We start from the raw sequence: 19,810 nt of genomic DNA, 5'->3' as shown, positions 1-19,810 counted from the left end.
GCCGTGGGCTCAATCCGTTTCGCTCCACGAGGTGTGGCCGGTGGTGCCGGCGATGTGGTGCACCCAGCTGATGCCGCGGTAACGGATGGCCAGCTGTTCCTGGGGCTGGGCGTCGTTCTGCAGGATGACGTGCGGCACATCCTGCGAGACCTCGGCGAGGACCGCGCCGTCGAGGGCGATCGTATAGAACTTTTCCTGTTGGCCTTGGGGCGAGGTGCGATAGAGGCTGATCGTGCACTCCAGCTCTTCGCTGTTCGAATGGGCCTGGGCCAGCAGCGGGGAGGATTTGTCCACCGCTTTGGTGATGATGACCGGTTGGTGGACGGCCTTGCCCAGGTTGTTGTCGCGGCGCATTTCATGGCTCAAGGCAAACACCATGATTTCGTCGGTATGGGCGGATTGGTATTTGTTGCCCACGGACTCAGGAGTCGAGCACCCCGCTGAAATGAGGCCTTGTGTCTTGCCGGTGATGGTCATGTAGGCAGGGTTCGCCATAGCCTTCGCACCTTGAATGTGGAGCGGGCAGTCTATGAGGAACCCTGTTTACTTGATGTCGGACGAGGCGTAGTCCGATTCTGAAATTGTTCAGTCGATGAACAGGTCGGGCATCAGTTTGGCGTCGCTGTCCGGTTCGAAGCGGTAGTGGCCGAATTCGGTCGCGCCGTGTTCGCGCAGGATCTCCTCGTCGACCAGCAGACGCCCGGTGATCTGCCGCCCGCCGCTGCTGAGGATCGCGTGGGCCGCGTCCGCCATGATCGCCGGGGTGCGCGCATGTTTGAACGACTCCCGGTTGCCCAGCTGAAACTCGATGGCCGCCGTGGCGATCATGGTCTGCGGCCACAGGGAATTGACGCTGATGCCGTGGGCGGCGAATTCCTCGCTCATGCCCAGGGTGAGCATGCTCATGCCGTACTTGGTGACGGTGTAGGGGCTGTACTGGGCGAACCACTTGCTCGCCAGGTTCAGCGGCGGCGACAGATTGAGGATGTGCCCGGCGGATTTTTTCAGGTAGGGCAGGGCGGCCTGGCTGCACAGCAGCACCGCGCGGGTGTTGATCTGGTGCATCAGGTCGAAGCGCTTGAGCTCGATGTGGGCCACGCCGGTGAGCTTGATCGCCCCGGCGTTGTTCACCAGGGCGTCGATGGCGCCGAAACGTTCGTTGGCCTGGGCCAGCGCCTGGCGCACGGCGTCTTCGTCGCGCACATCCACTTGCAGGGCGAGCGCCTGGCCGCCGGCCGCCTCGACTTCCTTCGCCACGCTGTGGATGGTGCCGGGCAGTTTCGGGTGGGGTTCGGCGCTCTTGGCCGCGATCACGATGTTGGCCCCGTCCTTTGCGGCCCGCAGCGCGATCTCGCGCCCGATGCCGCGGCTGGCGCCGGTGATGAACAGGGTCTTGCCTTTGAGGGACATGCGTTCGCTCCTGCTTGTTGTTATGTGAGCGGAAAGGCTCGACACACACTGTAGACCAAGCAGAAGCGACGACTGTGATGCAGCTTTGTGGCGAGGGAGCTTGTCGGATCGACGCACCGTCCCGTTCGGCTGCGAAGCAGTCGTGATGCAGGTAGTTCGGTTTGTCTGGCGAACCGCGGGCTCAGGTTTTTGGGCTGCTACGCACCCCAGCGGGAGCAAGCTCCCTCGCCACAGGGGATTACCTCATTACGGGGAATCCCCTCATCCGGGCGTTCATGTGCGCGAAGAATCAGGCGGACATCACCTCGCGGATGTCACGGGCCAGCTCGCGCACCCGCTCTTCCTCGGTGTCCCACGAGCACATGAACCGTGCGCCGCCCTTGCCGATGAAGGTATAGAAGCGCCAGCCACGGGCGGTCAGCGCGGCGAGGGCCGGCTCCGACAGTTGCAGGAACACGCCGTTGGCCTGCACCGGGAACATCAGCTCGACGCCCGGGATGTCGCTGACCAGTTCCGCCAGCAGTTGCGCGCAGCGGTTGGCGTGGCGGGCGTACTTGAGCCAGGCGTCGTTCTCCAGGATGCCGACCCACGGCGCCGACAGGAACCGCATCTTCGAGGCCAGTTGTCCGGCCTGCTTGCAGCGGTAGTCGAAGTCTTCGGCCAGTTCATGGTTGAAGAACAGGATCGCCTCGCCGACCGCCATGCCGTTCTTCGTGCCGCCGAAGCACAGCACGTCGACGCCGGCCTTCCAGGTCAGGTCCGCCGGCGAGCAGCCCAGGAACGCGCAGGCGTTGGAGAACCGCGCGCCGTCCATGTGCAGGTTCAGGCCCAGTTCCTTGCAGGTGGCGCTGATGGCGCGCACTTCGTCCGGGGTGTAGACGCTGCCGACCTCGGTGGCCTGGGTCAGGGTCACGACGCGCGGCTTGGGGTAGTGGATATCCTGGCGCTTGAGGGCGATCTCGCGGATCGAGGCCGGGGTCAGCTTGCCGTTCTCGGTGCCGGCGATCAGCAGCTTGGAGCCGTTGGAGAAGAACTCCGGCGCGCCGCACTCGTCGGTCTCGACGTGGGCGGTCTCCGAGCAGATCACGCTGTGGTAGCTCTGGCACATCGAGGCCAGGGCCAGGGAGTTGGCGGCGGTGCCGTTGAAGGCGAAGAACACCTCGCAGTCGGTCTCGAACAGCCTGCGGAAATGGTCCGAGGCGCGGGCCGTCCATTCATCGTCGCCGTAGGCGCGCTGGTGGCCCTGGTTGGCCTGTTCCATGGCGGCCCAGGCCTCGGGGCAGATGCCGGAATAGTTGTCGCTGGCGAATTGTTGGCTCTTGTCGGTCATGGCCGGCTTCCGTGATCGGGTCACTTGTGGTGACCCGTTGGTCAATGAGGGTACGCACTGTACCGAAGATCGTCCGGGGCGCGCACGGGATGTCGCTTGCGGAACTGTACAGCGATGCCGTCCGGCCTGCACCACCGATCCATGCGGGAGCCAGCCTGCTGGCGATGGGGCGCATCAGTGCATTCATCTTTGACCGACATGCCGCTTTCGCGGGCAAGCCCGCTCCCACAGGTATTGCGGGTGAACGCAGAATCCGCGAACGCCTCGGACACTGTGGGAGCGGGCTTGCCCGCGATGACGGTGTGCCAGTCCCATCACGGCTGACAGACGGAACGCCATCGCCAGGCGTTGGGCCTTGCGTCTGGCCCGCCGGTTTCCCGCCATGTCGTAAACGCGCCTTTGCGTGGCGTCCGTAGGCATTTGACGTGTCCGAACCGGTCATACCATCGCATCCAAAGGGCACTGCCGAAACGCCGGTGCCTGACCGAGACGAATGGCGCACAGACGCCGCTGGGAGAGACGCGATGTTCAGCAAGCAAGACCGGATCCAGGGTTACGACGATGCACTGCTGGCGGCGATGAATGCCGAGGAGCAACGTCAGGAAGATCACATCGAGCTGATCGCGTCCGAGAACTACACCAGCAAGCGCGTCATGGAGGCCCAGGGCAGCGGCCTGACCAACAAGTACGCCGAAGGCTATCCGGGCAAGCGCTACTACGGCGGCTGCGAGCACGTGGACAAGGTCGAGGCCCTGGCCATCGAGCGCGCCAAGCAACTGTTCGGCGCCGATTACGCCAACGTCCAGCCGCACTCCGGCTCCTCGGCCAACAGCGCCGTGTACCTGGCGCTGCTGCAGGCCGGCGACACCATCCTGGGCATGAGCCTGGCCCACGGCGGCCACCTGACCCACGGCGCCAAGGTGTCGTCCTCGGGCAAGCTGTACAACGCCGTGCAGTACGGCATCGACACCGCCACCGGCCTGATCGACTACGACGAAGTCGAGCGCCTGGCCGTCGAGCACAAGCCGAAGATGATCGTCGCCGGCTTCTCGGCGTACTCCAAGACCCTCGACTTCCCGCGTTTCCGCCAGATCGCCGACAAGGTCGGTGCGCTGCTGTTCGTCGACATGGCCCACGTGGCCGGTCTGGTGGCGGCGGGCCTGTACCCGAACCCGATCCCGTTCGCCGACGTGGTCACCACCACCACCCACAAGACCCTGCGCGGCCCGCGCGGCGGCCTGATCCTGGCCAAGGCCAACGAAGAGATCGAGAAGAAACTCAACGCCGCCGTGTTCCCCGGCGCCCAGGGCGGCCCGCTGATGCACGTCATCGCCGCCAAGGCCGTGTGCTTCAAGGAAGCGCTGGAGCCCGGCTTCAAGGCCTACCAGCAGCAGGTGATCGAGAACGCCCAGGCGATGGCGGGCGTATTCGTCAAACGTGGCTACGATGTAGTGTCCGGCGGCACCGACAACCATCTGTTCCTGGTCAGCCTGATCCGTCAGGGCCTCACCGGCAAGGACGCGGATGCGGCGCTGGGCCGCGCCCACATCACCGTGAACAAGAACGCCGTGCCGAACGACCCGCAGTCGCCGTTCGTCACTTCGGGCCTGCGCATCGGCACCCCGGCGGTGACCACCCGCGGCTTCAAGGTGACCCAGTGCGCGACGCTGGCCGGCTGGATCTGCGACATCCTCGACAACCTCGGCGACGCCGATGTCGAGGCCAATGTCGCCCAGCAGGTTTCGGCCCTGTGCGCTGACTTCCCGGTTTATCGCTGAGCGGTTCTGGAGTAATGACTATGCAACGCTATTCGGGCTTCGGCCTCTTCAAGCACTCCCTCAGCCACCATGAGAACTGGCAGCGCATGTGGCGCACGCCGACCCCGAAAAAGGTCTACGACGTGGTCATCGTCGGCGGCGGCGGGCACGGCCTGGCGACCGCCTACTACCTGGCCAAGGAGCACGGCATCACCAACGTGGCCGTGGTCGAGAAGGGCTGGCTGGGCGGCGGCAACACCGCCCGCAACACCACCATCGTGCGTTCCAACTACCTGTGGGACGAGTCGGCGCACCTGTACGAGCACGCGATGAAACTGTGGGAAGGCCTGTCCCAGGACCTGAACTACAACGTGATGTTCTCCCAGCGCGGCGTCTACAACCTGTGCCATACCCTGCAGGACATCCGCGACTCCGAGCGCCGGGTCAGCGCCAACCGCCTCAACGGCATCGACGGCGAGCTGCTCGACGCCAAACAGGTGGCGGACGAGATCCCGTACCTGGACTGCTCCAAGAACACCCGCTACCCGGTGATGGGCGCCACCGTCCAGCGCCGCGGCGGCGTGGCCCGCCACGATGCCGTGGCCTGGGGCTTCGCCCGTGCGGCCGACGCCTTGGGCGTTGACCTGATCCAGCAGACCGAAGTGATCGGTTTCCGCAAGGAAAACGGCGTGTGCATCGGTGTGGAGACCAACAAAGGCTTCATCGGCGCCAAGCGCGTCGGCGTGGTCACCGCCGGCAACTCCGGCCACATGGCCAAGCTCGCCGGCTTCCGCCTGCCGCTCGAATCCCACCCGCTGCAGGCGCTGGTGTCCGAGCCGATCAAGCCGATCATCGACAGCGTGATCATGTCCAACGCCGTGCACGGCTACATCAGCCAGTCCGACAAGGGCGACCTTGTGATCGGCGCCGGCATCGACGGCTACAACGGCTACGGCCAGCGCGGTTCGTACCCGGTGATCGAGCACACCATCCAGGCCATCGTCGAGATGTTCCCGGTGCTGTCCCGCGTGCGCATGAACCGCCAGTGGGGCGGCATCGTCGACACCACCCCGGACGCCTGCCCGATCATCTCCAAGACCCCGGTGCCGAACATGTTCTTCAACTGCGGCTGGGGCACCGGCGGCTTCAAGGCCACCCCAGGCTCGGGCAACGTGTTCGCCGCCAGCCTGGCCAAGGGCGAGATGCACCCGCTGGCCGCACCGTTTTCCATCGACCGCTTCCACAGCGGCGCCCTCATCGACGAACACGGCGCCGCCGCCGTCGCCCACTAACAGGAGACTTCACCATGTTGCACATCTTCTGTCCTCACTGCGGCGAACTGCGCTCCGAAGAGGAATTCCACGCTTCCGGCCAGGCGCACATCCCGCGTCCGCTGGATCCGAACGCCTGCACCGACGAGCAGTGGGGCGACTACATGTTCTTCCGCGACAACCCGCGCGGCCTGCACCATGAGCTGTGGGACCACGTCGCCGGTTGCCGCCAGTACTTCAACGTCACCCGCGACACCGTGACCTACGAGATCCTCGAAACCTACAAGATCGGCGCCAAGCCGCAATTCACCGACAAGGCCGACAGTCCGAAAGCGGCCGCGCAGGCTCTGGGAGAGAAGGTATGAGCCAGATCAATCGCCTGTCCAACGGTGGACGGATCGACCGCAACAAAGTGCTGAGCTTCACCTTCAACGGCCAGGGCTACAAGGGCTTCGAGGGCGACTCCCTGGCGGCGGCGCTGATCGCCAACGGCGTCGACATCATCGGCCGCAGCTTCAAGTATTCCCGCCCGCGCGGCATCTTCGCCGCCGGTGCCGAAGAGCCGAACGCGGTGCTGCAGATCGGCGCCACCGAAGCCACCCAGATCCCCAACGTGCGCGCCACCCAACAGGCGCTGTACCAGGGCCTGGTCGCCACCAGCACCAACGGCTGGCCGAGCGTGAACAACGACATGATGGGGATCCTCGGCAAGGTCGGCGGCAAGCTGATGCCGCCGGGCTTCTACTACAAGACGTTCATGTATCCGCAGTCGTTCTGGATGACCTACGAGAAGTACATCCGCAAGGCCGCCGGCCTCGGCCGCTCGCCGACCGAGAACGATCCGGACAGCTACGACTACATGAACCAGCACTGCGACGTGCTGATCGTCGGCGCCGGCCCCGCAGGCCTGGCCGCCGCGCTGGCCGCTGCGCGCAGCGGCGCACGGGTGATCCTGGCCGACGAGCAGGAAGAGTTCGGCGGCAGCCTGCTCGACTCCCGCGAAAGCCTCGACGGCAAGCCGGCGATGGAGTGGGTGGCGAGCGTCATCGCCGAGCTGAAGAACACCCCGGACGTGCTGCTGTTGCCGCGCGCCACGGTCAACGGCTACCACGACCACAACTTCCTGACCATCCACGAGCGCCTCACCGACCACCTCGGCGACCGCGCGCCGATCGGCCAGGTGCGCCAGCGCATCCACCGGGTGCGCGCCAAGCGCGTGGTGCTGGCCACCGGCGCCCACGAGCGTCCGCTGGTCTACGGCAACAACGACGTGCCGGGCAACATGCTGGCCGGCGCGGTCTCGACCTACGTGCGCCGCTACGGCGTGGCGCCGGGCAAAAAACTCGTCCTGAGCACCAACAACGACCACGCCTACCGCGTGGCGCTGGACTGGCTCGACGCCAGCCTGCAAGTGGTGGCCATCGCCGACGCCCGCAGCAACCCCCGCGGTGCGCTGGTGGAAGAGGCCCGCGCCAAAGGCATCCGCATCCTCACCGGCAGCGCCGTGATCGAGGCCCGCGGCAGCAAGCGCGTGACCGCCGCCCGCGTGGCCGCCATCGATGTGAAAGCCCATGCCGTGACCAGTCCCGGCGAATGGCTGGACTGCGACGTGATCGCCAGCTCCGGCGGCTACAGCCCGGTGGTTCACCTGGCATCGCACCTGGGCGGCAAGCCGGTCTGGCGTGACGACATCCTCGGCTTCGTGCCGGGCGAAGCGCCGCAGAAACGCGTATGCGTCGGCGGCATCAACGGTGTTTACGGCCTCGGCGATTCGCTGGCCGACGGTTTCGAGGGCGGTGCCCGCGCCGCCAGCGAGGCCGGTTTCAGTGTGGTCGAGGGCACCTTGCCCAAGGCCCTCAGCCGTCTCGAGGAAGCGACCCTGGCGCTGTTCCAGGTTCCCCACGAGAAAGGCACCGCCCGTGCGCCGAAGCAGTTCGTCGACCTGCAGAACGACGTCACCGCCGCCGCCATCGAACTGGCGACCCGCGAGGGCTTCGAGTCGGTCGAGCACGTCAAGCGCTACACCGCGCTGGGCTTCGGCACCGACCAGGGCAAGCTGGGCAACATCAACGGCCTGGCCATCGCCGCCCGCTCGATGAACATCACCATCCCGCAGATGGGCACCACGATGTTCCGTCCGAACTACACGCCGATCACCTTCGGCGCCGTGGCCGGCCGGCACTGCGGGCACCTCTTCGAGCCGGTGCGCTTCACCGCGCTGCACGCCTGGCACCTGAAGAACGGCGCCGAGTTCGAGGACGTCGGCCAGTGGAAACGCCCTTGGTACTTCCCGAAGAACGGCGAAGACCTGCACGCGGCGGTCAAGCGCGAGTGCAAGGCCGTGCGCGACAGCGTCGGCCTGCTGGACGCCTCGACCCTGGGCAAGATCGACATCCAGGGCCCGGACGCCCGCGAGTTCCTCAACCGCGTGTACACCAACGCCTGGACCAAGCTCGACGTGGGCAAGGCCCGCTACGGCCTGATGTGCAAGGAAGACGGCATGGTCTTCGACGACGGCGTGACGGCGTGCCTGGCCGACAACCATTTCGTCATGACCACCACCACCGGCGGCGCGGCCCGCGTGCTGCAGTGGCTGGAGCTGTACCACCAGACCGAATGGCCGGACATGAAGGTGTACTTCACCTCCGTCACCGACCACTGGGCGACCATGACCCTGTCGGGCCCCAACAGCCGCAAGCTGCTGAGCGAAGTCACCGACATCGACCTGGACCGCGACGGCTTCCCGTTCATGACCTGGAAGGAAGGCCTGGTCGGCGGCGTGCCGGCCCGGGTGTTCCGGATCTCGTTCACCGGCGAACTGTCGTACGAAGTCAACGTGCAGGCCGACTACGCCATGGGCGTGCTGGAAAAGATCGTCGAGGCCGGCAAGAAGTACAACCTGACCCCGTACGGCACCGAGACCATGCACGTGCTGCGCGCCGAGAAGGGCTTCATCATCGTCGGCCAGGACACCGACGGCTCGATGACCCCGGACGACCTGAACATGGGCTGGTGCGTCGGCCGCACCAAACCGTTCTCGTGGATCGGCCAGCGCGGCATGAACCGTGAGGACTGCGTGCGCGACCAGCGCAAGCAACTGGTGGGCCTCAAGCCGATCGACCCGACCCAATGGCTGCCGGAAGGCGCGCAACTGGTGTTCAACACCAAGCAGGCGATCCCGATGACCATGGTCGGCCACGTGACCTCCAGCTACGCGCACAACTCCCTGGGCTATTCGTTTGCCATGGGCGTGGTCAAGGGCGGCCTCAAGCGCCTGGGCGAGCGGGTGTTCGCGCCGCTGGCCGACGGCCGCGTGATCGAGGCGGAAATCGTTTCTTCGGTGTTCTTCGATCCGAAAGGCGATCGCCAGAACATTTGACGGCCTCGAACCCTGTGTGGGCCGCCAATCGCCAGCAGGCTGGCTCCCACAGGGACACACGGTTGAATGTGGGAGCCAGCCTGCTGGCGATGACGGCAGTGCAGCCTCCACAGGAACCAACAGAATTCAGGAAAGGTGCTTTATGACCGCAGCCAACGTGTACCAACAACGCCCGACCACCGGGGCCAAGGCCGAGTCGTCGCTGCATCATGCCGACCTCGCCGGGCTGGTGGGCAAGGGCCGCAAGAACGCCGGCGTGACCGTGCGCGAAAAGAAACTCCTCGGCCACCTGACCCTGCGCGGCGACGGCCATGACGCGGCCTTCGCCGCCGGCGTGCACAAGGCTTTGGGCATCGAACTGCCCGGCGCCCTGAGCGTCATCGTCAAGGGCGAGACCAGCCTGCAGTGGATGGGCCCGGACGAGTGGCTGCTGATCGTGCCGGGCGGCGAAGAGTTCGCCGCCGAGCAGAAGCTGCGCGAGGCGCTGGGCGACCTGCACATCGCCATCGTCAACGTCAGCGGCGGCCAGCAACTGCTCGAACTGAGCGGGCCGAACGTGCGTCAGGTGCTGATGAAGTCCACCAGCTATGACGTGCACCCGAACAACTTCCCGGTGGGCAAGGCGGTCGGCACGGTGTTCGCCAAGTCGCAGCTGATGATCCGCCACACCGCCGAAGACACCTGGGAGCTTTTGATCCGCCGCAGCTTCTCGGACTACTGGTGGCTGTGGCTGCAGGATGCCGCCGCCGAATACGGCCTGAGCGTCCAGGCCTGACCTGCCGTAACGGCTTCTGTGGCGAGGGAGCTTGCTCCCGCTGGGTTGCGAAGCGACCCTTTATCCAGCCACTGAAGCTTTTCAGGATTAACGCGGGGATACGTTTTGCGACTGCTTCGCAGCCGAGCGGGAGCAAGCTCCCTCGCCACAGCGTTCACTCTGTTCACCGTTGTCGCAACAGGAGTCACCCGTTATGAGCCGCGCCCCGGATACATGGATTCTGACCGCCGACTGCCCCAGCGTCCTCGGCACCGTGGACGCGGTCACGCGTTTTCTCTACGAGCAGGGCTGCTACGTCACCGAGCACCATTCGTTCGATGACCGGCTCTCGGGCCGGTTCTTCATCCGCGTGGAGTTCCGCCAGCCCGACGGCTTCGACGAGCAGTCGTTCCGCGCCGGCCTCGCCGAGCGCGGCCAGGCTTTCGGCATGGTCTTCGAGCTGACGGCGCCGAACTACCGGCCAAAGGTGGTGATCATGGTCTCCAAGGCCGACCACTGCCTCAACGACCTGCTCTACCGTCAGCGCATCGGCCAGTTGTCGATGGACGTGGCGGCGGTGGTGTCCAACCACCCGGACCTCAAGCCGCTGGCCGACTGGCACCAGATTCCCTATTACCATTTCCCCCTCGACCCCAACGACAAGCCGGCCCAGGAACGCCAGGTGTGGCAGGTGATCGAGGAAGCCGGCGCCGAGCTGGTGATCCTCGCCCGCTACATGCAGGTGCTGTCGCCGGAGCTGTGCCGCAAGCTCGACGGCAAGGCGATCAACATCCACCACTCGCTGCTGCCGGGCTTCAAGGGCGCCAAGCCGTACCACCAGGCCTACAACAAGGGCGTGAAGCTGGTCGGCGCCACGGCGCACTACATCAACAACGACCTGGACGAGGGGCCGATCATCGCCCAAGGCGTCGAGGCCGTGGACCACAGCCATTACCCCGAAGACCTGATCGCCAAGGGGCGCGACATCGAAGGCCTGACCCTGGCGCGGGCCGTGGGCTATCACATCGAGCGGAGGGTGTTCCTCAACGCCAACCGCACGGTCGTTCTTTAGATCGCTATCGCCAGCAGGCTGGCTCCCGCAGGTAGGCATTCCACTGTGGGAGCCAGCCTGCTGGCGATAGGGCCCTGACGGGCAACACAAGAAACAGCATCTGTACCCGAGCACTCAACGCGCGGCCTGCCTGGGCGGCGCGGTTCCATAAAAACAACAGCGAGGTGAAAGCATGTCTGGCAATCGTGGTGTGGTGTATCTCGGCGCTGGCAAGGTCGAAGTGCAGAAGATCGACTATCCGAAAATGCAGGATCCGCGCGGCAGGAAGATCGAGCACGGTGTCATCCTGCGTGTGGTTTCCACCAACATCTGCGGCTCCGACCAGCACATGGTGCGCGGTCGCACCACCGCCCAGGTCGGGCTGGTGCTGGGCCATGAGATCACCGGCGAGGTGATCGAGAAGGGCAGCGACGTCGAGAGCCTGAAGATCGGCGATCTGGTGTCCGTACCGTTCAACGTGGCCTGCGGGCGCTGCCGTTCCTGCAAGGAACAGCACACCGGCGTCTGCCTGACCGTCAACCCGGCCCGCGCCGGCGGTGCCTACGGCTACGTCGACATGGGCGACTGGACCGGCGGCCAAGCCGAGTACGTGCTGGTGCCGTACGCCGACTTCAACCTGCTGAAGCTGCCGGACCGCGACAAGGCCATGGAGAAGATCCGCGACCTGACCTGCCTGTCCGACATCCTGCCGACCGGCTACCACGGCGCCGTGACCGCCGGCGTAGGCCCTGGCAGCACCGTCTACATCGCCGGCGCCGGCCCCGTCGGCCTGGCTTCGGCCGCCTCGGCGCGCCTGTTGGGCGCGGCGGTGGTGATCGTCGGCGACGTCAACCCGATCCGCCTGGCCCACGCCAAGGCCCAGGGCTTCGAGATCGTCGACCTGTCCAAGGATGCGCCGCTGCACGAGCAGATCGCTGCGCTGCTGGGCGAGCCGGAAGTCGATTGCGCCGTTGACTGCGTGGGCTTCGAAGCCCGTGGTCATGGCCATGACGGGGTGAAACAGGAAGCCCCGGCCACGGTGCTCAACTCGCTGATGGGCGTGGTGCGCGTGGCCGGCAAGATCGGCATTCCGGGCCTGTACGTGACCGAGGATCCGGGCGCGGTGGACGCGGCGGCGAAGATGGGCAGCCTGAGCATCCGCTTCGGCCTGGGCTGGGCCAAGTCCCACAGCTTCCACACCGGCCAGACCCCGGTGATGAAGTACAACCGCCAGCTGATGCAGGCGATCATGTGGGACCGCATCAACATCGCCGAGGTGGTGGGCGTGCAGGTCATCAGCCTCGACCAGGCGCCGGAAGGCTACGGCGAGTTCGATGCCGGCGTGCCGAAGAAGTTTGTGATCGATCCGCACAAGCTGTTCAGCGCGGCCTGAGGCCGGGCGTGAAACAGAAAGGGGCGACATCCTTGTCGCCCCTTTTTTTCGTTGCCGGTGCCCGCGCCTAGGGGGCGGTCACCGAGCTGTAGTTGAAGGCGCACTTGGCGGTGTCCTGGCCTGCGCAGGCCTCGCCGTTCCAGGCAGTGCCGGCGGCCGCGGCGAAGCCGTTGACCTTTTTCAGCACGACCCGGAGACCTGCGTCCCCGGCGCCTTCGTAGCTGCAGATCACCGCGTTGGTGCTGGCCTTGTAGCTGGCGTCCGTGAAGCGCGAGTCTGCCAGGAAATTCTCCTTGGCCTCTTCGTTATCGCCGTTCCACTGCTGCCCCGATCCGGTCGGGCCGGGGGATTGGTAGGCAAAACCGCCGCCGTCCATCGGCGCCTGTTTGATCGCCTGGATGGGAGGGCAGGTGGCGGTGGCCGCCAGCGCATTGCCCGCCAGACCGCACAGTGCCAGGGCACCAGCCAAAATGCCGAGTTTCATCGGGTAACTCCTTTTACGGGTTGGGAGTGCCCATGCTCCGGCGTCTGACGGATCCTGCCTACTGTCATACCTGACAGTCCTTTAGTGCGTTTGCTGATATTCGCCGACGTTGTTATCGCCGATGGCCAGCGGCGCCGTGTGTTCTTTTCACGATTCATGGACACCGGCAAGCGGAATATGGCCGCACCGCCCCGGAACATGCCGGCGGCTGCCCGGTCAAACCGGCAGTTTCGCTGCCTGTCGGGCGGCTTTCATGCCACAAGAGGATGTCTGAATGAAGATTTCGCGCGGTATTGCCCTGGCCTCGCTGATGGCGCTGGCCGGCCCCGTGTTCGCCGGTTTCAGCCTGAACGACGTGGCGGGCGCGGTGGCGGGCATGCAGGGCGGCGACAAGGCCGCGGACGCTGCGCCGACCTCGCAGACCGCCGGCCTGCTCAACGCCCTGGGCGCGTTGAACGTCACCCCGCAACAGGCCGTGGGCGGCACCAGCGCCATGCTGGGGCTGGCGAAGAACCAGCTCAGCAACACCGACTACTCGGAACTGGCCAAGAGCGTGCCGGGCATCGACCAACTCTCGGGTGGGGCCGGCAACCTGGCCATGCTGAGCGGTCTGTTGGGGTCTTCGGGCAAGTCCGCCGGGCTGGACAACGCCCTGGGCAACGTCAAGGACACCAACGACCTGAACAACGCCTTCGGCGCCTTGGGCATGGACAGCGGCATGGTCGGCCAGTTTGCCCCGGTGCTGCTGCAGTTCCTCGGTCAGCAGGGCGTCGGCGGACCGTTGCTGCAGAGCCTGGGCAGCATCTGGGGGGCCGGCGCCGGCAGTTGAGTCAGCGGCGTTCGTTCTTGAGCTCGGCGATGCGCCGGTCCTTCAAGGTCCAGAGCTGGTTGACCCAGCCCTGGACCTTTTCGCGAAAGGCCGGGTCGTTTTCGTAGTCGCCCTGCCACAGGGCCGGATCCAGCTCGCGGGTCTGGATGTCGATGATCACGCGGGGCACGTTGCCGCTGATCAGGTCCCAGAACCCCGGAATCTTCTCTTGCGGGTACACCACAGTCACGTCGAGGATCGCGTCCAGCTGTTCGCCCATCGCCGCCAGCACGAACGCCACGCCGCCGGCCTTGGGCTTGAGCAGGTGGCTGAACGGCGATTGCTGCTGGGCGCTTTTGGCGGCGGTGAAGCGTGTGCCTTCCAGGTAGTTGACCACGGTCACCGGTTGGCGCTTGAACAGCTCGCACGCGGCCTTGGTGATCTCCAGGTCCTTGCCGGCCAGTTCCGGGTGCTTGGCCAGGAACGCCTTGGTGTAGCGCTTCATGAACGGGTAGTCCAGCGCCCACCAGGCCAGGCCCAGGAACGGCACCCAGATCAGTTCTTTCTTGAGGAAGAACTTGAAGAACGGCGTGCGCCGGTTGAGGGTCTGGATCAGCGCCGGGATGTCGACCCAGGACTGGTGGTTGCTGACCACCAGGTACGAGGTGTCGCCGCGCAGGTCGTCGCCGCCGCGGATGTCCCACTGCGTGGGGATGCACAGGCGGAAGATCAGCTTGTCGATCTCGGCCCAGGTCTCGGCGATCCACATCACCGCCCCCGAGGCGATGTCGCGCAGGCGTCCCGGCAGGATCAGCTTGAGCAAGGCGAACACCATCAGCGGGCCGAACAGCGCCAGGGTGTTGAGCAACAGCAGCAGGGTGACGAGACAGCCGGTGAGCAGGCGGCGCATAAGCGACTCTATGAAAGCGGATGGGCGCGCCATGATAAGTGGCTTCGGGCGACAGGCCAAATCGTCGGTGACAAATGTTTCACCTGCGCGCGGGTAGGGTTGCTCCATTGTGGCGAGGGCGCCTGCTCCCTTCGGCTGCGCAGCCGCCGCGGTTCCGGCGCCAGCAGGCGCCTTCGCCGCAGAGGCCGGCGCGCGATCAACTATTGTGATTTTCAGCGGTCTAGAGTTCGGCGTCTGACGCCCCCCATTTCCCAAGGAAGCCCTCAACGTGAAATCCCTCCTTGCACTGCTTTCCCTGGTGGCCCTGCCGGTCATGGCCGCCGAACCGACCCTGTACGGTCGCTACGAATACATCGCGCTGCCGGAGATCGGCGGCCAAGTGCTCAAGGCCAAGATGGACACCGGCGCGCTGACCGCGTCGCTGTCGGCCAAGGACATCGAGACCTTCACCCGCGACGGCGACGAGTGGGTGCGCTTTCGCCTCGCCACCAAAGGCGCCGACAACAAGGTCTACGAGCACAAGGTGGCGCGGATCAGCAAGATCAAGAACCGCTCCGAGGAGGAAGGCGAAGAGGGCGAGAGCGTCGAGCTCGCCAAGCGTCCGGTGGTCGACCTGGAACTGTGCCTGGGCAACGTCAAGCGCACCGTGGAGGTCAACCTGACCGACCGCAGCAACTTCGTCTACCCGTTGTTGATCGGATCCAAGGCGCTGAGCGAGTTCGGCGCGGCGGTGAACCCGGCGCGGCGCTTCACCGCCGACAAGCCCGATTGCTGATGCCGAAGTGGTCTCATTGACGTAAGGCGAGGCTTGGGGCACCGTTCGCGCACCAACCCACGGGCTCGGACGCCATGCCTCACATTCTGATTGTCGAAGACGAAGCGGCGATTGCCGACACGCTGATTTTTGCCCTGCAGGGCGAGGGGTTCACCACCACGTGGCTGAGCCTCGGCGCCGCCGCGCTCGCCCACCAGCGCCAGACCCCGGCCGACCTGATCATTCTCGACATCGGCCTGCCGGACATCAGCGGTTTCGAGACTTGCCGGCAACTGCGCCGGTTCTCGGAAGTGCCGGTGCTGTTCCTCAGCGCCCGGGACGCCGAGATCGACCGGGTGGTGGGGCTGGAGATCGGCGCCGACGACTATGTGGTCAAGCCGTTCAGCCCCCGTGAGGTCGCGGCCCGGGTCCGCGCGATCCTCAAGCGCATGGCGCCGCGCCCGTGCGTTGAGGCCGCCTCGGCGGTGTTTCGCATCGATGCCGAGCGCGTGCAGATCTGCTACCGCGGCCAGCCCCTGAGCTTGACCCGCCATGAGTTCCGCCTGCTGCAATGCCTGCTCGAACAGCCGGAGCGGGTGTTCAGCCGCGAGCAACTGCTCGACGCCCTGGGCGTGGCCGCCGATGCCGGCTACGAGCGCAGCATCGACAGCCACATCAAGAGCGTGCGCGCCAAGCTGCGCCTGGTGCGCGCCGACGCCGAGCCGATCCAGACCCACCGCGGCCTCGGCTACAGCTACAGTCCGGGGCACAGCTGATGCCGCTGGGGCTGCGGATCTTCCTGGTGTACGTGCTGTTCATCGGCCTGACCGGCTATTTCGTGCTCAACACCGTCATGGAAGAGATCCGCCCCGGCGTGCGCCAGTCCACCGAAGAGACCCTGGTGGACACCGCCAACCTGATGGCGGAGATCCTGCGCGACGACTTCAAGGCCGGCACCCTCAACCAGAACCGCTGGCCGCAGCTGCTGCGCGCCTACGGCGAGCGCCAGCCGAAGGCGACGATCTGGGGCCTGCCGAAGAACCAGGTCAACCACCGCATCTACGTCACCGACGCCAACGGCATCGTGGTGCTGGACTCCAGCGGCGCCGCAGTGGGCCAGGACTATTCGCGCTGGAACGACGTCTACCTGACCCTGCGCGGCGAGTACGGCGCCCGCTCCAGCCGCAGCGACCCGGACGACCCGGCCTCGTCGGTGATGCACGTCGGCGCGCCGATCCGCGACGGCGGGCGGATCATCGGCGTGGTGACGGTGGCCAAGCCCAACAGCTCCCTGCAACCCTACGTCGACCGCACCGAACGCCGGTTGCTGGGCTATGGCGCCGCGCTGATCGGCCTCGGCCTGCTGTTCGGCGCGTTGCTGTCGTGGTGGCTGAGCCGGGCGCTGCACCGCCTGACCGGCTACGCCCAGGCCGTGAGCGAGGGCCGCCGGGTGGAGGTGCCGCACTACCGCGGCGGCGAGCTTGCGCAGCTGGCCACGGCCGTGGAGCAGATGCGCACCCAGCTCGAAGGCAAGGCCTACGTCGAACGCTATGTGCACACCCTGACCCACGAACTGAAGAGCCCGTTGGCGGCGATCCGCGGGGCGGCGGAGCTGTTGCAGGGGGACATGCCGCCGGAGCACCGGCAACGCTTCGTCGGCAACATCGACAGCGAAAGCGCGCGGATGCAGCAGTTGATCGAACGGCTGCTGAACCTGGCCCAGGTGGAACAGCGCCAGACCCTGGAGGAACAGGTGACGGTGCCGTTGGCGGAACTGGTGGACGGGCTGTTGCAGGCGCAGCTCGCCCGGGTCGAGGGCAAGCGGCTGCGCATCGAGCGCTCCGTCCCGGCGGATCTGGCGTTGACCGGCGAGCCGTTCCTGTTGCGCCAGGCGCTGGCCAACCTGCTGGAGAATGCGTTGGACTTCACGCCGGCCGGCGGTTTGCTGCGCTTCAGCGCCGAACGTGACGGCGGGCAGGTGGTGGTTCGCCTGTTCAATGAGGCCGAGCCGATTCCCGATTACGCCTTGCCGCGCCTGAGCGAGCGGTTCTATTCGTTGCCTCGCCCGGACAGCGGGCGCAAAAGCACGGGGTTGGGGCTGAACTTCGTCGAAGAGGTGGTCAAACTGCACGGCGGCTCGATGGCGGTCGGCAATGCCGAGAACGGCGTGGAAGTGATCCTGCGCCTGCCTTGATCTTTGCTGTCTTTGTGCAGGCGCGAGCCTGCTCGCGATCAGGCAGGCCAAATCTCCACACAAACTCCACACATCCCCCACATTCCCCCCACACCGCCCAACCAGACTCTGCCCACCGAAACAGGGAGAGTCCCATGAACAAGAACCTTGCATTGAAACTCGGGGCGATCGCCCTGCTGATCCTGCTGTTGCTGGTGCCGTTGCTGATGATCGAAGGCGTGATCGACGAACGCCAGCAGTTGCGTGACGGGGTGCTGGAAGACATCGCCCGCAGCTCCAGCTATAGCCAGCAGGTGAGCGGGCCGGTGATGGTGGTGCCGTACCGCAAGACCGTCCGCATCTGGAAGACCAACGAGAAGACCAACCAGCGCTATGAAGAGCTCAGCGAAGCCCGCGGGCGGCTGTACTTCCTGCCGGAGCGCTTCGAGCTCGACGGCCAGGTGCAGACCGAACTGCGTGCCCGCGGCATCTACGAGGCCCGGCTGTTCCATGCCGACAACCGCCTCAGCGGGCATTTCTCTTTGCCGGCGCAACTGGGCATCAAGGAAGACTTCGCCGACTACCGGTTCGAGGCGCCGTTCCTGGCCGTGGCCATCAGCGACATCCGCGGCATCGAGAACGCGCTGAAGCTGGAGCTCGACGGCCAGCGCCTGGACTTCGTGCCCGGCACCGAAGTGGGCTGGCTCGGTGAAGGCGTGCGGGTGACGCTGCCGCCGCTGGACGCCGGCAAGGCCACGCAGCTGACGTTCGGCTTCGACCTGCGCCTGCAAGGCACCGGATCGCTGCAGGTGCTGCCGGTGGGCAAGACCAGTCGGGTGAGCCTGGCCGCGAACTGGCCGCATCCCAGCTTCGTCGGCAATTTCCTGCCGGCCAAGCGGGAGATCACCGATCAGGGCTTCACCGCCGACTGGCAGACCTCGTTCTTCTCCACCAACCTGCAAGAGGCCATGCAGCACTGCGTGGCGGGGGATTGCGAAGGGTTCAACGGGCGCCGCTTCGGCGTGAGCTTCATCGATCCGGTGGACCAGTACCTCAAGAGCGACCGGGCGATCAAATATGCGCTGCTGTTCATCGTCCTGACGTTCGCCGGCTTCTTCCTGTTCGAGGTGCTCAAAGGCTTGGCGGTGCACCCGGTGCAATATGCGCTGGTGGGCGTGGCGTTGGCGTTCTTCTATCTGTTGCTGCTGTCGCTGTCGGAGCACATCGGCTTCGCCCTGGCGTATCTGCTGTCGGCCGGCGCCTGTGTGCTGCTGATCGGTTTCTACGTGTGCCACGTGCTGCGCAGCGTGCGCCACGGGCTGAGTTTTTCGGCGGGGCTGGCGGCGCTGTACGGCCTGCTCTACGGCCTGCTGAGCGCCGAGGACTACGCGCTGCTGATGGGCTCGCTGCTGCTGTTCGGGCTGCTGGGCGTGTTCATGGTGCTGACCCGCAAGCTGGACTGGTACGGGATCGGGCAGAAACCGGCCAAGCCGCTGGCGTTTGACCTGGGGGCGGTGCAATGAGCCGGTCGTTGGGGTTGCGCGAGGACCGGCGCGAGGCGCAGGTGTTGATGACGCTGATTCTTGGGTGGTTGCCGGAGGAACCGAGGTGGCGCCATCGCGAGCAGGCTCGCTCCCGCACGGATCCGCAGACACGTGTGGGAGAAAGGCCGCTCGCGGTGAGGCCCGAACGGCCGGCCTAGGCCTTGGGCATCGTCGCGATCATCGAAGGCCGCTGGCTCACCTCGAAGTACCAGTTGGCCAGTTGCGGGTTGGCCGTGCGCCAGTCCATGTCCGGGAAGCGCAGGTCGAGGTAGCCTAGGGCGCAGGCCAGGCTGATCGCGGCGATGTCGAAGTGGCTGGTGAGTTCGGCGATGGCGTCGCGCTCCAGCAGCGCCAGGGTGCGGCGGATCTTGTCGCGCTGGGCGTCGAGCCATTCTTCCCAGTGCTTTTCCGGGGCGCGCAGGGCCTGCTCGTAACGCACCGTGACGGCGGCGTCCATGATCCCGTCGGCCATCGAGGCCAGGGTCAGGCGCCGCCAGCGGGCCGAGCCGTCGCGGGGGATCAGCGGGTTGCCGACGTGCTGGTGGTCGAGGTAGTCGAGGATCACCCGGCTGTCATGGATGACGTTGCCGTCGGCCAGGCGCAGGGCGGGGATCTTGCCCAGCGGGTTGTCGAGGTTCAGCGCCGCGTCCGGGCTGACGGGGCTGAGGACGCAATCGTGCAAGGCCACGCGGTTCTGCTGGCCGGTCTCGTGCAGCAGCACCATGACTTTGCGCACGAAGGGGGACAGGGTGTTGTGGAACAGGGTCATGCTGGGGGCGGACATGGGCAAAC

The 19,810-nt window shown here is 66.0% G+C and carries 18 protein-coding genes; 12 read left to right on the top strand and 6 right to left on the bottom strand.

The genetic code is table 11. From position 1 onward, the window contains the following. Positions 1-9 precede the first annotated feature (9 nt). The 3 genes from ACIP0B_RS04025 to ACIP0B_RS04015 form a co-directional block, all read right to left on the bottom strand. On the bottom strand, positions 10-495 hold the full coding sequence (locus tag ACIP0B_RS04025) for an Hcp family type VI secretion system effector (protein WP_400829967.1): 486 nt from the start codon (positions 493-495) through the stop codon (positions 10-12). A gap of 90 nt (positions 496-585) precedes the next feature. Further along, on the bottom strand, positions 586-1,410 hold the full coding sequence (locus ACIP0B_RS04020) for an SDR family oxidoreductase (RefSeq protein WP_400829966.1): 825 nt from the start codon (positions 1,408-1,410) through the stop codon (positions 586-588). 289 nt (positions 1,411-1,699) lie between these two features. Continuing rightward, the gene (locus ACIP0B_RS04015) at positions 1,700-2,740 is read right to left on the bottom strand and encodes a low specificity L-threonine aldolase (RefSeq protein WP_217894709.1); all 1,041 of its coding nucleotides are present in this window, start codon (positions 2,738-2,740) and stop codon (positions 1,700-1,702) included. Positions 2,741-3,264: 524 nt separating this feature from the next. On the opposite strand from ACIP0B_RS04015, the gene ACIP0B_RS04010 reads away from it, so the two are divergent. The 7 genes from ACIP0B_RS04010 to fdhA all read left to right on the top strand — a co-directional run bounded on the left by ACIP0B_RS04010 (position 3,265) and on the right by fdhA (position 12,345). Further along, entirely contained in the window at positions 3,265-4,518 is a 1,254-nt protein-coding gene (locus tag ACIP0B_RS04010) for a serine hydroxymethyltransferase (RefSeq protein WP_400829964.1), read from the top strand. 20 nt (positions 4,519-4,538) lie between these two features. Beyond that, positions 4,539-5,789, top strand: a complete 1,251-nt coding sequence (locus ACIP0B_RS04005) for a sarcosine oxidase subunit beta (protein WP_400829963.1) — start codon at positions 4,539-4,541, stop codon at positions 5,787-5,789. A gap of 14 nt (positions 5,790-5,803) precedes the next feature. Further along, the gene (locus tag ACIP0B_RS04000; protein WP_085586778.1) at positions 5,804-6,133 is read left to right on the top strand and encodes a sarcosine oxidase subunit delta; all 330 of its coding nucleotides are present in this window, start codon (positions 5,804-5,806) and stop codon (positions 6,131-6,133) included. Beyond that, complete coding sequence (locus ACIP0B_RS03995; protein WP_400829962.1) at positions 6,130-9,147, top strand: sarcosine oxidase subunit alpha; 3,018 nt, start codon at positions 6,130-6,132, stop codon at positions 9,145-9,147. Before ACIP0B_RS04000 ends, ACIP0B_RS03995 begins: the two co-directional genes overlap by 4 nt. Positions 9,148-9,289: 142 nt before the next feature. Next, the gene (locus ACIP0B_RS03990) at positions 9,290-9,922 is read left to right on the top strand and encodes a sarcosine oxidase subunit gamma (protein ID WP_400829960.1); all 633 of its coding nucleotides are present in this window, start codon (positions 9,290-9,292) and stop codon (positions 9,920-9,922) included. 193 nt (positions 9,923-10,115) lie between these two features. After that, complete coding sequence (gene purU / locus ACIP0B_RS03985; RefSeq protein ID WP_085586781.1) at positions 10,116-10,973, top strand: formyltetrahydrofolate deformylase; 858 nt, start codon at positions 10,116-10,118, stop codon at positions 10,971-10,973. Positions 10,974-11,145: 172 nt separating this feature from the next. After that, positions 11,146-12,345 (top strand): formaldehyde dehydrogenase, glutathione-independent, encoded by a 1,200-nt coding sequence (gene fdhA / locus ACIP0B_RS03980; RefSeq protein WP_085586782.1) that lies wholly within the window; start codon positions 11,146-11,148, stop codon positions 12,343-12,345. A gap of 67 nt (positions 12,346-12,412) precedes the next feature. On the opposite strand, the gene ACIP0B_RS03975 is transcribed toward fdhA, so the two are convergent. Next, entirely contained in the window at positions 12,413-12,829 is a 417-nt protein-coding gene (locus tag ACIP0B_RS03975) for a hypothetical protein (protein ID WP_400829958.1), read from the bottom strand. A 274-nt stretch (positions 12,830-13,103) separates the two neighbouring features. Between ACIP0B_RS03975 and ACIP0B_RS03970 the strand changes: the two genes are divergently transcribed. Beyond that, positions 13,104-13,658 (top strand): DUF2780 domain-containing protein, encoded by a 555-nt coding sequence (locus ACIP0B_RS03970; protein WP_400829957.1) that lies wholly within the window; start codon positions 13,104-13,106, stop codon positions 13,656-13,658. A 1-nt stretch (position 13,659) separates the two neighbouring features. Here the strand turns inward: ACIP0B_RS03970 and ACIP0B_RS03965 are convergent, their stop codons facing one another. Further along, on the bottom strand, positions 13,660-14,547 hold the full coding sequence (locus ACIP0B_RS03965) for an acyltransferase (RefSeq protein ID WP_400829956.1): 888 nt from the start codon (positions 14,545-14,547) through the stop codon (positions 13,660-13,662). Between the two features lie 268 nt (positions 14,548-14,815). Here ACIP0B_RS03965 and ACIP0B_RS03960 point away from each other — a divergent pair, with 268 nt between their 5' ends. The 4 genes from ACIP0B_RS03960 to creD all read left to right on the top strand — a co-directional run bounded on the left by ACIP0B_RS03960 (position 14,816) and on the right by creD (position 18,997). Further along, positions 14,816-15,322 (top strand): ATP-dependent zinc protease, encoded by a 507-nt coding sequence (locus tag ACIP0B_RS03960; RefSeq protein ID WP_400829954.1) that lies wholly within the window; start codon positions 14,816-14,818, stop codon positions 15,320-15,322. Between the two features lie 74 nt (positions 15,323-15,396). Then, positions 15,397-16,077 (top strand): two-component system response regulator CreB, encoded by a 681-nt coding sequence (gene creB, locus ACIP0B_RS03955; RefSeq protein ID WP_400829953.1) that lies wholly within the window; start codon positions 15,397-15,399, stop codon positions 16,075-16,077. Continuing rightward, complete coding sequence (gene creC / locus ACIP0B_RS03950) at positions 16,077-17,495, top strand: two-component system sensor histidine kinase CreC (protein ID WP_400829952.1); 1,419 nt, start codon at positions 16,077-16,079, stop codon at positions 17,493-17,495. The genes creB and creC overlap by 1 nt, the downstream gene beginning before the upstream one ends. A gap of 134 nt (positions 17,496-17,629) precedes the next feature. After that, the gene (gene creD, locus ACIP0B_RS03945; RefSeq protein ID WP_400829950.1) at positions 17,630-18,997 is read left to right on the top strand and encodes a cell envelope integrity protein CreD; all 1,368 of its coding nucleotides are present in this window, start codon (positions 17,630-17,632) and stop codon (positions 18,995-18,997) included. A gap of 175 nt (positions 18,998-19,172) precedes the next feature. On the opposite strand, the gene ACIP0B_RS03940 is transcribed toward creD, so the two are convergent. Beyond that, positions 19,173-19,802, bottom strand: coding sequence for a glutathione S-transferase (locus tag ACIP0B_RS03940; protein WP_400829948.1), 630 nt, complete (start codon positions 19,800-19,802; stop codon positions 19,173-19,175). Positions 19,803-19,810: the final 8 nt, after the last annotated feature.

The organism is Pseudomonas sp. NPDC089534 (assembly GCF_044749305.1).
Taxonomy (GTDB): domain Bacteria; phylum Pseudomonadota; class Gammaproteobacteria; order Pseudomonadales; family Pseudomonadaceae; genus Aquipseudomonas; species Aquipseudomonas ekonensis.
The sequence above is the reverse complement of the archived record's forward strand: the minus strand, read 5'-3'. Positions and strand labels throughout refer to the sequence as shown.